Origin of the sequence: Nocardia vinacea (assembly GCF_035920345.1) — a bacterium.
GTDB classification, from domain to species: domain Bacteria; phylum Actinomycetota; class Actinomycetes; order Mycobacteriales; family Mycobacteriaceae; genus Nocardia; species Nocardia vinacea_A.
Genome location: NZ_CP109149.1, coordinates 2,458,062 through 2,471,821, shown reverse-complemented (window position 1 = coordinate 2,471,821; position 13,760 = coordinate 2,458,062). Strand labels below are relative to the sequence as shown.

At 64.5% G+C, this 13,760-nt stretch carries 12 protein-coding genes and 1 pseudogene; 8 read left to right on the top strand and 5 right to left on the bottom strand.

The genetic code is table 11. The annotated features are described in order from the left end of the window. The first annotated feature begins 173 nt into the window (after positions 1–173). From OIE68_RS11715 to OIE68_RS11690, 6 genes are all read left to right on the top strand, one after another. Positions 174–938 carry an IclR family transcriptional regulator gene (locus tag OIE68_RS11715; protein ID WP_327099406.1) on the top strand — a complete coding sequence of 255 codons (765 nt, stop codon included), beginning with the start codon at positions 174–176 and terminating at the stop codon, positions 936–938. A 303-nt stretch (positions 939–1,241) separates the two neighbouring features. Then, positions 1,242–2,327 (top strand): ABC transporter substrate-binding protein, encoded by a 1,086-nt coding sequence (locus OIE68_RS11710; RefSeq protein WP_327099405.1) that lies wholly within the window; start codon positions 1,242–1,244, stop codon positions 2,325–2,327. Beyond that, complete coding sequence (locus OIE68_RS11705; protein WP_327099404.1) at positions 2,324–3,163, top strand: ABC transporter ATP-binding protein; 840 nt, start codon at positions 2,324–2,326, stop codon at positions 3,161–3,163. The genes OIE68_RS11710 and OIE68_RS11705 overlap by 4 nt, the downstream gene beginning before the upstream one ends. Beyond that, the gene (locus OIE68_RS11700) at positions 3,156–4,031 is read left to right on the top strand and encodes an ABC transporter permease (RefSeq protein WP_327099403.1); all 876 of its coding nucleotides are present in this window, start codon (positions 3,156–3,158) and stop codon (positions 4,029–4,031) included. The genes OIE68_RS11705 and OIE68_RS11700 overlap by 8 nt, the downstream gene beginning before the upstream one ends. A gap of 8 nt (positions 4,032–4,039) precedes the next feature. Then, positions 4,040–5,386 (top strand): LLM class flavin-dependent oxidoreductase, encoded by a 1,347-nt coding sequence (locus tag OIE68_RS11695; RefSeq protein WP_327099402.1) that lies wholly within the window; start codon positions 4,040–4,042, stop codon positions 5,384–5,386. 109 nt (positions 5,387–5,495) lie between these two features. Further along, entirely contained in the window at positions 5,496–6,425 is a 930-nt protein-coding gene (locus OIE68_RS11690) for a TauD/TfdA dioxygenase family protein (RefSeq protein ID WP_327099401.1), read from the top strand. 133 nt (positions 6,426–6,558) lie between these two features. Here the strand turns inward: OIE68_RS11690 and OIE68_RS47055 are convergent. Together OIE68_RS47055 and OIE68_RS11685 are read right to left on the bottom strand one after the other, a co-directional pair. Beyond that, positions 6,559–6,873 (bottom strand): annotated as a pseudogene (locus tag OIE68_RS47055) (Tn3 family transposase); the annotation flags it as partial. A gap of 35 nt (positions 6,874–6,908) precedes the next feature. Further along, positions 6,909–8,231 (bottom strand): family 1 glycosylhydrolase, encoded by a 1,323-nt coding sequence (locus tag OIE68_RS11685; RefSeq protein ID WP_327099400.1) that lies wholly within the window; start codon positions 8,229–8,231, stop codon positions 6,909–6,911. Between the two features lie 495 nt (positions 8,232–8,726). Between OIE68_RS11685 and OIE68_RS11680 the strand changes: the two genes are divergently transcribed. Further along, positions 8,727–9,437 (top strand): SDR family oxidoreductase, encoded by a 711-nt coding sequence (locus tag OIE68_RS11680; RefSeq protein ID WP_327099399.1) that lies wholly within the window; start codon positions 8,727–8,729, stop codon positions 9,435–9,437. On the opposite strand, the gene OIE68_RS11675 is transcribed toward OIE68_RS11680, so the two are convergent. The 3 genes from OIE68_RS11675 to OIE68_RS11665 form a co-directional block, all read right to left on the bottom strand. Further along, on the bottom strand, positions 9,404–10,228 hold the full coding sequence (locus OIE68_RS11675; protein WP_327099398.1) for a class I SAM-dependent methyltransferase: 825 nt from the start codon (positions 10,226–10,228) through the stop codon (positions 9,404–9,406). The two genes, OIE68_RS11680 and OIE68_RS11675, sit on opposite strands and share 34 nt — an antisense overlap. A 129-nt stretch (positions 10,229–10,357) precedes the next feature. Beyond that, positions 10,358–12,613: an MMPL family transporter gene (locus tag OIE68_RS11670; RefSeq protein WP_327099397.1), complete on the bottom strand. Its 2,256-nt coding sequence runs from the start codon at positions 12,611–12,613 to the stop codon at positions 10,358–10,360. A gap of 239 nt (positions 12,614–12,852) precedes the next feature. Then, the gene (locus tag OIE68_RS11665; protein ID WP_327099396.1) at positions 12,853–13,326 is read right to left on the bottom strand and encodes a helix-turn-helix domain-containing protein; all 474 of its coding nucleotides are present in this window, start codon (positions 13,324–13,326) and stop codon (positions 12,853–12,855) included. Positions 13,327–13,414: 88 nt separating this feature from the next. Here OIE68_RS11665 and OIE68_RS11660 point away from each other — a divergent pair, with 88 nt between their 5' ends. After that, positions 13,415–13,744, top strand: a complete 330-nt coding sequence (locus OIE68_RS11660; protein WP_327099395.1) for a rhodanese-like domain-containing protein — start codon at positions 13,415–13,417, stop codon at positions 13,742–13,744. The last annotated feature ends 16 nt before the right edge of the window (positions 13,745–13,760 follow it).

Sequence of the window (13,760 nt, the reverse complement as noted above, 5' to 3'; positions counted from 1 at the left end):
CAATTCTGTGCACGTCGCCGCGATCGCAGAACCCTTCGAATCAGCGCGATTTTGACGCTACCGAGATTCCTGCGCGAGGAATCGGCGCAGCGGGCGCAGAACCATTGCCGTGCTCGGATTGCCCGGCGATAGTTCTGGCCACATCCCGATCGGTAGAAATATCAGGAGGAACCATGACTGCCGCCGATCAACCCCGTTCGGGTGCCCAAGCGGTCGACCGCGCGATTCACGTACTGAACTGCTTCGAGGGCGATGATCCCGAGCTGTCGGTGAGCGAATTGGCGCATCGTGCTGGATTTCCGGTCAGCACGACTTATCGGCTGGCCCAGGCATTGGTGCGGGGCCGGTTGCTGGAGCAGGATCCGGCGACCGATCGCTATCGCATCGGACACGGGCTGGCCTCGCTGGCCCGACCCGCGCTGTCGCGGTTGGGCATCGACGCGGCCGCACCGCACCTCTACGCGCTGGCCGCAGGCATCAAGATCACCGTTAGCCTGAGCGTCGCCGACGAGCGGGACGCGGTCACGGTCTTCCAGGCGCGGCCGCCGGTGTACTTCTGCCCCAACCAGTTGCCGCAGGCCCGCCAGCCGCTGCGCTCCAGCGCCGTCGGCCAGGCCCTGCTGGCCTTCGCGCCCTTTGTCGACGGACTCGATCGACGGCCTGCGCCGCTGACAGATCTGGATCGTGTGCGGCGCAGCGGTTTCGCCGTGGAGATCATCGAGCGCGAGGATCCGGTCCGCTCGGTGGCGGTGCCGGTCCTCGGCCCCGATAGGCAGGTCTGGGGTGCGCTCGGCGTGCAGGCCCGTTCTGCGCGGCTGAACGAGGAACTGGTGCGCGGCATCGTGCCTGCTATGCGGCAGATCGCGGGCCGGATCGGGCCACTGTTCCAGTCCACCGCCGCCATCACCGATGCGCCGGTGGAGTTGTACTCACGGTGATTTTCACAATGTGAAATCGGCATTGTCGTCCCTGGCGGGCGACCCCACCATGGACACAAAGCCGCGGGGTCGCCGCTTCTATCCGAATCCCACGAAGGTCGTTGACATGATCGAATCCATTGCGCTGATCCGCCGTCGCACGGTGGATTTCATGCGCCTGCCCCATGGAGTCTGTCGCGCCTGAATCCGCGGTCGCCGAAATAGGGTCGCCGCATTAGCCGATCAGGTAATCCTCCGCGCTTACCTGCCGTTGTGGCGTGCCCTATTGCGCTGCGGCAGTGCGCATTCCGTGAAAGAACTTCCATGACGCTGTCCCCGAAAACCAGGCCACGGTTCGTCCGTGCGGTGGCCGCCGTACTCACCATTCCCGCCGCGGTCGCGGTGCTCACCGGCTGCGGCAAATCCGAGCCGGGCACCAATGCCGACGGCAAGGCCGTATTGCGCTACCAGGGATCGACCGGCCAGGTCTCGGCATACGAACTGGCGGACGATCTCGGCTACTTCAGCAAGATCGCGCTGCACTGGGAGGGTGACACCACCAGCGGACCGGCGAATATCCAGGCCGCCGCGACCCGCCAGATCGAGTTCGGCAGCGCCTTCAACGGCGCGGTCGTCAAGTTGGCCGCGGGCGGTGCGCCCGTCACCTCGGTGCTCAGCTCGTACGGCGCGGATGAGCAGTCGTTCACCGGCTACTTCGTCCGTGACGATTCGGGCATCAACTCGCCCAGGGATCTGATCGGCAAGAAGGTCGGCATCAATACCCTTGGCGCACACCATGAATTCATCACCCGGGAATGGCTGCACCAGCAGGGGCTGACCGACCAGGAGATCAAACAGGTCGAGTTGATCGTGGTGCCGCCGGCCAATACCGAGGACGCTCTGCGCAAGGGGCAGATCGATGTCGCCGCGTTGGGCGCAGTCTTCCGGGAGAGCGCGGTCGGGCGCGGCGGTATCCACGCGCTCTACACCGATAAGGATCTGTTCGGTCAATTCGACTACGGCACTTATGTTTTCCGCAAGGATTACATCGCCCAGCACCCGGAGGCCGTCAAGGACTTCGTCCAGGGGACCGCGCGGGCGACGCGCTGGCTGCAGGTGACCCCGCGCGATGAGGTGGTCGCGCGCTTCGCCTCGATCATCAACAAGCGCGGACGCAATGAGAACACCGATCTGCTGAAATTCTGGCGGAGCCCAGGCCTCCCGGTCCCCGGTGCGGTGATCGCGGAGAAGGAACTGCAGATCTGGATCGATTGGCTGGTCCGCAACGGTGATGTGCCCGCCGGAAAGCTGACGGCGAAGGATCTGTACACCAACAAGGACAACCCGTACGCCAACGGTACCTACGGTCCGGCCACCGGACCGACCGGAGAGGTGGTCGCGTCGAAATGAGTCAGGTGAAACTCGCACTCACCGGAGTGCGCAAACAGTTCCCGGTCCGTGGGTCGAACGAGGAGTTCACCGCAATCGAGGATATTTCGCTGGAATTGCGCGATGGCGAGTTCCTGGTGCTTGTTGGCCCGAGCGGTTCCGGGAAGTCGACGCTGCTCGATCTGCTCGGCGGGCTCAGCAAGCCGAGTGCCGGGCGAATCCTGTTGGACGGCAAGCCGATCAGCGGACCCGGTCTGGACCGCGGCATCGTCTTCCAGCAGTACGCGCTGCTGCCGTGGCGCACCGCCCGGGCAAATATCGAATTCGGTTTGGAGGCGAAGGGTGTCCGACGTCGGGAACGCCGGAAGATCGCCGACGAATACCTGGAACTGGTGGGCCTGGCCGGATTCGGCGACCGATATCCGCATGAGCTGTCCGGCGGCATGAAACAGCGAGTCGCCATCGCCCGCAGCCTCGCCTTCGATCCGGAGGTGCTGCTGATGGACGAGCCGTTCGCCGCACTCGACGCCCAGACCCGGGAGTCATTGCAGGACGAACTGTTACGGATCTGGAAGGCCACCGGGAAAACGATTCTGTTCATCACCCACGGCATCGACGAGGCCGTCTACCTCGGCCAGCGAGTCGCCGTGCTGACCTCACGGCCGGGGCGGATCAAGGCGGTGATCGATATCGATATCGACCGGAACTCCGGTGCGGATGTGCGCTCCAGCGAACCCTTCCGGGAGGCACGGCACCAGATCTGGTCGCAGTTGCAAAGCGAAGTCACCCGGGCGCAGGGACTCGAACGCGAGTCGTTGTCGGCCACGAGCATCGAGAGGAAGCCGGTTCATGTCTAGCGCAGTGCAAGTCGTCGAGAAGTCACGGCCGGTTGTCATCCGCAGCCGGGCCGAGTCCGCGCCGACACGGAAAGTCGACGTGTCGCGGGTAGTGCGGGCGGTCGCGCTGCTGGCGTGGCGAATCTTCAAGCCCACCTTCGCCATCGGCCTGCTGGTCGCGATATGGGAGGCGGCGCCCCGGCTCGGTTTGGTGGACGAGGTCTTCCTGCCGCCGTTTTCGACCGTCGCGCAGGCCTTCATCGATCTGGTGCAGAGCGGTCAGATGTGGGAGCACGTCTCGACGAGCCTGACGCGGTCGGCGACCGGATTTTCGCTCGCGCTCGCAGTGGCCATTCCGGTCGGTGTCGCCATCGCCTGGTATCGACCGGTGGCCGACTTTCTGAACCCGATCCTCGAATTGTTCCGCAATACCGCGGCACTGGCGCTGTTGCCCGTGTTCATCCTGATCCTGGGCATCGGGGAGACCTCCAAGATCGCGCTCGTGGTGTACGCGAGCTTCTTCCCGATCCTGTTGAACACCATCACCGGTGTGCGCACCGTGGACCCGCTGCTGATCAAATCCGCCGTGTCGCTCGGCTTCTCGCCGATTCGGCTGTTCCAGAAGGTGATCCTGCCCGCTGCGGTGCCATCGATCTTCACCGGCGTGCGAATGGCGGCGGCGTCCTCGATCCTGGTGCTCATCGCCGCCGAAATGGTCGGTGCCCGTGCCGGACTCGGCTATCTGATCACCGCGGCCCAGCAGAACTTCCAGATCCCGAATATGTATGCGGGCATCATCGCCATCTCGCTACTCGGGCTGAGTTTCAACGGCCTACTCGTCGCTCTCGAACGCCACCTGTCCCGGTGGCGCGCCGAGCCCTCCCGTTAAGGACTCCGATGTCGTTACCCCGCAAGCAATTCCACCTCAATGCCTTCCTGATGGGCGTCGGACATCACGAGGCGGCCTGGCGGCACCCCCGGACCGAGGAGCGCCGCGTACTGGATGTGCGGCATTTTCAGGAGCTCGGCCGGATCGCCGAACGCGGCAAACTCGACTCGGTCTTCTTCGCCGACGGGTTGGCCGTCGGACCGCGGATCAAGCGCAATACCCTCGCCGTATTCGAGCCGGTCACCTTGCTTGCCGCGATCGCTGCGGCGACCGAACGGGTCGGGCTCATCGCGACGGCGTCGACCACCTACAACGAACCGTTCAACCTGGCCCGCAAATTCGCCTCACTCGATCACATCAGCAGCGGTCGGGCGGGCTGGAATATCGTCACCTCGGGCAACGAGGACGAGGCCTTGAACTTCGGCTTCGACGCCATTCCCGAACATGCCAGACGCTACGAGCGGGCACAGGAGTTCGTGGATGTCACCGTGCGGCTCTGGGACAGCTGGGAGTCCTCGGCGATCGTGCTCGATCCGGACGAGGGCGTCTTCGCCGACCCGGACAAAGTGCACACCATCGACTACGCCAGTGATCGGTTCCGGGTACGCGGCCCGCTGAATTCGCCGCGCAGCCCACAGGGGCGCCCGCTGCTGGTGCAGGCCGGATCGTCGGAGAGCGGTAAGGATTTCGCCGCGCACTACGCCGAGGCCGTGTTCACCGCGCAGCGCTCGCTCGCGGAGGGGCAGGCGTTCTATCGGGATCTGAAGGCGCGGCTGCCGAGGTACGGTCGCTCGGCCGATGAACTGAAGGTGCTGCCCGGTCTGGTGCCGTTCATCGCTGACACCCGCGAAGAAGCACTCGCCCTCGAACAGGAATTCACCGACCTCATCTCACCGGATTACGCCCTGCGGCAACTGTCTGCGCTGCTCGGCGTCGATCTCACCGAACACGCACTCGACGCACCACTGCCGCCGCTGCCCGCGGAGAGCGAAATCGAGGGCGGAAAGAGCAGATTCACGCTGGTCAAGGAACTCGCCGAGCGCGAGAAACTCACGGTGCGCCAGCTCATCGGCAAACTGGGCGGCGGGCGCGGGCACCGGACCCTCGCAGGCACACCCACCGATATCGCCGACGAACTGCAGTCCTGGTTCGAGAACGGCGCCGCCGACGGCTTCAACATCATGCCGCCGTATCTGCCGGGTGGCCTCGAGGACTTCGTGGACCGGGTGGTCCCGATCCTGCAGGAGCGCGGCCTGTTCCGCACCGACTACACCGCGACGACGCTGCGCGGGCACTACGGGCTGGCACCGGTGGAAAGCCAATTCGCCCAGGTACGAACCGAACTCGGCGCATGAGTCCCCGACTGACCAGGCGGCGCGCCGTCGACTTCATGCGAATGGGCAGCAGCGGTTGTCGCCCGTGCTCCACCGACCATCCCCATCCATTGCCGAAGAAGGTACGACCATGACCACTGTCAGCGAGCCCATCACCACCCTCCGGATCACGCCCGTCGCCGGACATATCGGCGCCGAGATCGCGGGCGTCGACCTGCGGGCCGAACTCACCGACCAGGAGGTCGCCGACATCACCGCGGCCCTCTACGAATACAAGGTGCTGTTCTTCCGCGACCAGCACATCGGTCACGCCGAACACATCGCCTTCTCTCGGCGATTCGGCGCCGTCACGCCGTCACATCCCTACGACGATGACGCGCCGACCGAATTCCCCGAAATTCTGGCCGTCGACAGCCGACTCTACGAAAAGCGTTTCGGCATCAAGAAATTCACCTACACCAACCAGTGGCACACCGATGTCTCCGCACTGATCAACCCGCCCGCCGCGTCGCTGCTGCGGGCCGAGATCGCCCCGGAGCGCGGTGGGGACACCAGCTGGACGAATCTCGCCGCGGCCTACGCGAACCTGCCCGAGTCGCTGCGCAAGTTCGTCGAGGGGCTGCGGGCCGTGCACCGGTTCGGCGGCAGCCGTCCGGCATGGAACGAGGAAAGCGACTACGCCAAGAAGGTCGCCAATGCCCCGCTGGTGACCGAACATCCCGTCGTGCGCGTGCACCCGGTGACCGGCGAGAAGGTGCTCTTCGTCAACCCCGGTTTCACCACCCACATCGTCGGGCTGAGCCCGGCCCAGAGCGACGCGGTACTCCAGCTGCTGTTCGACGAACTGTCGAACCCGGCCTACACCGTCCGATTCCGTTGGGAAAAGGGCAGCCTGGCGTTCTGGGACAACCGCGCCACCGCCCACCTGGCCCCGGGCGACCTCAACCACCTCGATGTCACCCGCGTGCTGTACCGCACCACACTCGAGGGCGACATCCCGGTCGGCGTAAACGGCGAGCAGTCGCGCTCGATTTCCGGCAATCAGTTCACCGGGTCCTGACATGGGTCGGGGTCGGCACCACAGGCGCCGACCCCGACGTCCAGTTCTATTCGCTCACTACGGTGTTCGCACCGGGACGGTGTCCGCCAGCGCCAGGTAACTGTTCCCGCCCGAGGGCAAGTCGACCACGTGGCGGCCTATGAGCCGGTATTTCGCGAACGAGGGCCAGTCGACCTACACGCACGTCTTCGGCGGTCAATGGCGAGATCACCAGATCTCCGTCCTCGCCGGACAGCACGGCCTCCAGCTCCCTGAGCTCGTCGACCACCGCGGCCGGGGTCGGCGGGTTTGCCAACCAGACGGCAGAATTCGTCCCGCTGCGGGGCCCGCTGCTCACCGGTGGGCTGGTAGGCGGCCGGGTCGGCGTAGCGGCGCCACCCCGGCACTGTACGTCCCCGCACCGCGGCCCGAGCAGCACGCACAACTCCTAGTAGTGCCGGTATGCGGTGACGCCGGCGAACCGCACCGTCGAGCGCACTCCGACTAGCGGGGGACGGTGACTGGGTCGGCGCAACTGGCGGCGGCGTCGACGAATGAGCAGGGTTTGGGGGCGCGGGTTGGGCGGTAGTCGGGGGTAACGCCGTCCTGGTGGGTGATGGCGGTGTAGGCGGGTACGGCGTCGGTGGGCTTGCGGGTGAGGGTGGGGTCGGTGCGGACGTCGACCGTGTAGAGGCCGAAACGTGGCGTGTACGAACCCCATTCGTAGTTGTCGGTGAGGCTCCAGTAGTTGTAGCCGATGAGGTTCATACCGTCGGCCTTGGCGCGCTGCAGCCAGTAGACAGTGTCGCGGAGGTCGTCGGCGCGGGTGTAGCCGTCGGCTCGGGGCATGCCATTTTCGGTGGGCATGCCGTTCTCGACGATATAGAGCGGCCGGCCCGGGAATTTTCGTGAATAGTGTTGCAGGGCATAGTAAATTCCCTCAGGCTCCAAGGGGTTGTTCCACAGCTGGCTGAAGCTCAGCTTGGTAACGGTGTCGGGGGACGCACCGTAGTAGTAATCGATGCCGATGTAGTCGAGTTTCGCGGCGACAGTATTGATGAACGAGCCGTTGACCGCATCCTCACCAGCCGGAATGTAGGCGACGTTGCTGGTGACCATGGCGCCCGGCTGCACGGCGTGGATGTAGTCGTAGATGGCATTGTGCGCCTGGGCGATTCGGTCCTGCATCACCGGAATGTCGGCGGGGGAGAGGCCGCCGTGCGAGGTCTCGTTCATGATGTAGGCCGCGGGTTCGTTGAAGGTGACCCACAGCGGGTCGGCCGCGGCGTATCGGTCGACGACGGCGCGCGCGTTGGCGAGCCAGTCCTCGACGATATTCGGATTCGACCAGCCGCCGCGGTCGACCTCCCAGCCCGGATACACCCAGTGATCGATGGTGAGCATCGGGCGCATCCCGGCCGCCGTGATCGCGGCGATCACATTGTCGTAGAAGCGAAGTCCGGCCTCATCCCATTCGCCCGGCCGCGGCTGCACGCGCGCCCACTTGATGCCGATTCGATAGACCTTGACGCCGAGTTGCGCGGCCAGATCGATATCGGACCGGTAGCGATGGTAGAAGTCGACGGACTCCAGATAGGGGTCGTCCGTCTTGCCTGCGGCCACGTACCGGGACCAATTGCTATCCGGTGCATAGCCTTCGGACTGATATCCCGATGCGGCGACACCCCAGAGAAAGTCCGAACCGAGCGGCTGCACCTGCGCCGGCGGCGCGGGCTGTGCTATCGCGGGCGTTGGACCACCGGCCATCAAGGCGGCAGTGCCGGCCACCAGTGTGACCAAGATATGGCGACTACTCGGCGATCGCATCGAACTCCTGCTTCCTGGGCGCTCGTGGACCTCCGGCGCAGGCCGGGGCGGGCGGGACCACGCGACGAGAGTAACTGGTCGGTCGTCTTCTGTAGGGGAGGATGCGGCTATCGGTGTTGTGCGCCGACTTGAATAGCAACACTTGCCCTGGTGAACCTGGCTGGGGGAGTGGGGTTTTGGGTGCGCAGGGTAGGGCAGTGGGGAAGCAAGTTGGGGCACAGGGAAATCGGTTCACGCCGACGTCCTAGGCGCCAAGACCGGAGCCCATGGCGAGGGGTTTGAAGACAACAGCAATACAAAAATTACATTTAGGTAGGTAGATATACGCATCTACTCATGTAATCTCAACCCTTCGATCCCACCACAAATCACCTACCAAGCAACGTCCGGTACTCAACAACCACAGCCAGCCGGGAGAGGAAGAGCAACCGGACTCGTTGCGTTACGAGGAAGGTTCTTGACTTCGAGCGCACTCTAAAACCTAGCGTTGGTGCCATGGCAGCAATATTGGTCACCGGAGCAAACAAGGGTCTCGGCTTCGAGGCAGCCCGCCAACTCGTCGCGGCGGGTCACACCGTCTACCTCGGCAGCCGGGACGCCGAACGCGGTCGTCAGGCGGCCGAGGAATTGGGTGCGCGGGCTGTCCAACTCGATATCACCGACGACGCATCCGTGGCGGCCGCGGCGCAGACAATCGAGGCCGACGGCGGTCTGGATGTCCTGGTCAACAATGCCGGTATCCAGGCAGAGATGACCGACCGGAACGATGTCATCGGCGCTGCGGACCTCACCGCGGATGTGATGCGAAAGACCTTCGAAACGAACGTCTTCGGCACGGTACGCGTCCTGCACGCCTTCCTGCCGCTGCTACAGCGCTCGGCGGCGCCGGTGGTGGTCAATGTCAGCAGCGGTCTTGCGTCGCTGACCAGGGTCTCGACCCCGGGCACCCCGGCATACGCCTACCCGGGCGTCGCGTATCCCGCGTCGAAGACGGTGGTCAACATGCTCACCGTGCAATACGCGAAGGTCTTCCCGGATATCCGGATCAATGCGGTGGAGCCTGGTTTCACAAAGACCGATCTCAACGGGAATACCGGCACCCAGGCTGTGGAGCAAGGTGCCGAGATCATCGTGCGCATGGCGCAGCTCGGCCCAGACGGCCCCACCGGAAGCTACGTCGATGCCGAAGGCGCGCTGCCCTGGTGATCGACGACGGCCGTGGCGACGATGTACCCCTTGGGGTCGCGCCACGTCTTCCCTGGATGGTGGGTGAACCAATCCTGGACGTCCTCGCGCAGATCGTTCAGAATCGCCTGTCGTCGTGGGTGATTCGGCGTGACGCCGTAGAACGTGAACAGCGCCTCGGCGAAGCGCACCAGCGGATCCGGAGTATCGAAGACGAGCGCATTATCCGATCGCTGGATCCGCACGTCGCCGAAAACCTCGGACATCAGCTCCGGCAAGGTGTCGGAGTCGACGGTCATCGTCTCGCCCAGGCCGAGGCCGTAGGTCGCGGCATGGGCGACCACGAGTTCGGTGGTGCACGGGTAGGTTCCGGGATGATTGACGACCACGGCAACCGTCCCGCCGGGTTTGGTCGTGCGCCGGAATTCCTCGAGCGCGGCGAGCGGATTCGCGAGATGGTACAGCATATGTCGCGCGGTGAGAGCGTCGAAGCTGTTGTCGTCGAACGGGATCCGGTCGGCACTGCCGAATACGCCGCGCACCCCGGGGACGGCATTGGCGGCGGCGACCATCGCGGGGGAGGTGTCGATCCCGACCAGTGGACCCTGATGACCGTTGCCGGCGAGGTGGGCGAGGAATCGGGCGTCGCCGCAGCCGATATCGGCTAGATGTTCGGTTCCGGTGAGTTCCAGCGCGGTCAGCACATTCGCGGTGGGGTCGTCGGGACGCTCCGAATAGCGCTCGTGGGTATCGATCCGCACCTTCAAAGGTGTCGGATCGGCGTATTCGGCATCGAGACGGTAGCTGCACATCGCGGTCGTCCTTCGGTCCAGTTGGCCGGTGGTTGACCAGGTCGCCGGTTCGGCGATCGGGTCCGCGGGCTTTCCGGCGGTGAGCGTACCTCCCGAGGCGGCGCGCGGCGTTCCCTTTGGTGGGGGCGACTACGAACCGTTCGACCGTCCAGCGGTGACGGTCGGGAACCGCAGCGTGATCGGTGTGGTCTCGATCGGCTCGTGCATATCCTCGGTGCCCGGGCGTTCATCGTCCAGAATAGGTTCGCCGAGCCCGATTTTCTCCTGGACACGTTTCATCCAGGCCGGCGCCCACCAGCAGTCGTCGCCGAGCAGTTTCATGACCGCGGGTACCAGCAGCATGCGTAGCACGGTGGCATCAATGAATAGTGCGGCGATCATCCCGTAGGCGATGTACTGCATCATCACCAGATCGGAGAAGGCGAACGCACCGGTCACCACGAGCAGGATCAGCGCGGCGGCGGTGATGATGCGGCCGGTGTGCGCGGTGCCGGTGTGCACCGCGTCGCTGGTGCTCGCGCCCTTGGCCCTGGCCTCGACCATGCGGGAGAGCAGGAAGACTTCGTAATCGGTGGACAGGCCGTAGATGATCGCGATGATCAGGACGAGCACATTCGACTGGATGGGCTGCGGGGTGAAGTTCAATAGTCCTGCGGCGTGGCCGTCGACGAAGATCCAGGTCAGGATGCCGAGGGTGGAGCCGAGCCCGAGCGCGCTCATCAGTGCGGCCTTGATCGGCAGCACCAGCGAGCCGAAGGTCAGGAACATCAGCATCGTGGTCACGAACAGGACCAGCGCGATCATGACCGGGATGCGGTAGAGCAGTGCGTCGATGCTGTCCTTCTGCATGGCCGGAATGCCGCCGACGTACATGCTGACGCCGTCGGGGAGTTCCATCTTGCGCAGGTATTCGATGGTTTCCCCGCCTTCGTTCGGGTGCACCAGTGTTGCCTTGGAGCGGTAAACGTTGCCCTGGGTCATGGATTTGGACGGCATCTCGAACTGACTGGCCAACCCGGGGGCGTGTCCGGCGGTGCGCCAGGCCTCGCCGACCGGCGTGCTGTTGTCGGCGACGAAGACGAGTTCGATGGGATCGGATCGGCGCTGTGGGAAGAAGGTGTCGATCTGTTCTTGTGCGACGCGAGTCGGGTTGTCCGGTGGCAGATATCGCTCACTGAAGCCGCCGAAGATGAGGTTCTTGACCGGGATGATCAGCAGGAAGAGCACGATGACCAGTGGGATCGCGACGGTGAGCGGTCGCTGCATCACCCAGCGTGTGGTCTTGCCCCAGAAACCGCCCTCGATTTGTTCGGCGGTCTTGGTTCTTCGGAACCGGTTGAACCCCAACATATCCACGCGCGGACCGAGGACGGCCAGGCTGGCGGGCAGGATGGTGATGGCGGTGAACGCGGCCAGCAGGACGGTCGCGATGGCGCCGTAGGCCATCGATTTGAGGAAGCCCTGAGGGAACAGCAGCATGCTGCCGAGGCTCGCGATGATCATGGTCGCCGAGAACACTACGGTGCGTCCGGCGGTGACGACGGTGCGGCGCACCGCGGCACGAGTGTCGTAGCCCGCGGCGAGTTCCTCGCGGAATCGGCTCACGATGAACAGGCCGTAGTCGATGGCCAGGCCGAGGCCGATCATCGAGAGGACCGAGGAGACAAAGGAATTGACCTCGGTGAAGCGGGTCAGGAACATGATGATGCCGGATGCGCCGATCACGGTGAGTCCACCGACCAGCAGCGGCAGTGCGGCCGCGACGAGGCCGCCGAAGATGAAGAACAGCAGCACCGCGACGGCGGGAATGGCCAGGACTTCCATGCGGTGCACATCGTCGGCCATCGTGTCATTGAGTGTGCCCGCCACCGCTTGCAGGCCACTGACCTGCACGTCGATGCCGGGTATTGCGAAGGCGTCCTTGACTTTCCGGAAGTTGCGCACGGAGTCGGTGTCGTTATCGCCCGCGATGGCGATCGCGGCCACGGCGCGCTTCTTGTCTTCGGTGGCCGCCTTCGCGCCGCTGATCTTCACGCCGTCGACGCGCCAGTAGGACGCGTTGACGCCGGTGATCTCGTTCGGATACTTGTGCGGGAGGCTGTTGAGATTGTCGATGATCGGTTGGTTGAATTCCGGATCGTCGACGGTCTTGCCGTCCGGTGCGGTGTAGAGCACGACGACGTCGAAGTCGTGATTGCGTCCGAAGGCGGTGTCGGCGAGGCGTGCGGCCTGTGCGGATTCCGAAGTGGGATCGTCCATACCGCCGGAGCTGAGGTGGTCCTCGAGCCCGAAGCCGTATGCGCCGAGTGCAAGGAGTGCGCCCACCACCACCGCGAGTACGGCGAAGCGCACCCGGTAGACGAGATTTCCCCAGCGCGTGAACATCAGCGCGCTCCTTGCCAGCGGGAAAATTGGTGTGCTGCTTGGTCTGCCGCGCCGATCGCCAAGGGGCTGCATCCTTTCCGGGGGTGCACGCTCGATGTGCCTGTAATCAAAGGTACAGGCCAGTGTGAAGTGTCAGTGTTTCAGAAATGATGCCACCGTGTGCGCGGATGTGACGCGGATTGCATTGACTGCCAAAGTGTTTGAATCATGCCGACTGGCAGTCGATGCAGACTTGCGGGTTATGAAGTCCGCTGGGGTGTGACGGCGAGATCGGTTGGGCCCAGGATCTTGCCGAGAGTAGCGGCGAGTGTATGCAATTCGTCCGGATCCAGCTTGTCGGCGAAGCATCGCTCGATGCCCGCGAGATAGCCGGGCGCGGCTGCGTGCAGACGCTCGCGGCCCACATCGGTGATGGCGACGAATGCGGATCTGCCGTCGTCGGGATTGGATTCGCGTGCGACCAAACCCGCGGCGGCCATCTCGGTGACGAGCCTGCTGACCCGAGTGCGGCTGAGTACGACGCGTTCGCCGAGATCGGTCATGCGCAGTGGTTCGACGCCGTCGAGTTCGAGCAGCACGTCGTACCACGCGAGTGGGAGTCCGAAGCCCCTGCGCAGTTCGGCATCCAGGCGGGGGACGAGGTTCGCGTGCACCCGTAGTAGTGCCGACCATGCGCTGGCGGCCGACTGGCGGTGCTGCTCCGATTGCGTCACGGGCCGATTCTAACCACTTGCGTGCACCCGCACGCATATAATAGCGTGCGCACGCACATAAAATTGTGCATGGTTAGGAAGGAAATCTATGACCACAGTCATCGCCCGTGACGAACTGGCCGCCGCGATCGAGGCCGGTACGGTGACGGTCCTGGACACCCTTGGTGCGGGCTACTACGAGAAAGCGCATCTGCCGGGTGCGCTCACCCTGGTCGAAGCTGATGTGGAATCCCGCGCTGCGCGGTTGCTTCCGGACCAGCACGCACCCATCGTGACCTACTGCTCGAACAACGCCTGCCAGAACAGCGAGGTAGTCGCGGTCAAACTGCGCGCCCTCGGGTACGCGAACGTCCGTGCCTACCGCGCCGGCATCCAGGACTGGACCGAAGCAGGCCTGCCGATCGAATCCGAATCCTGAGTCTGGCCCGGATCGC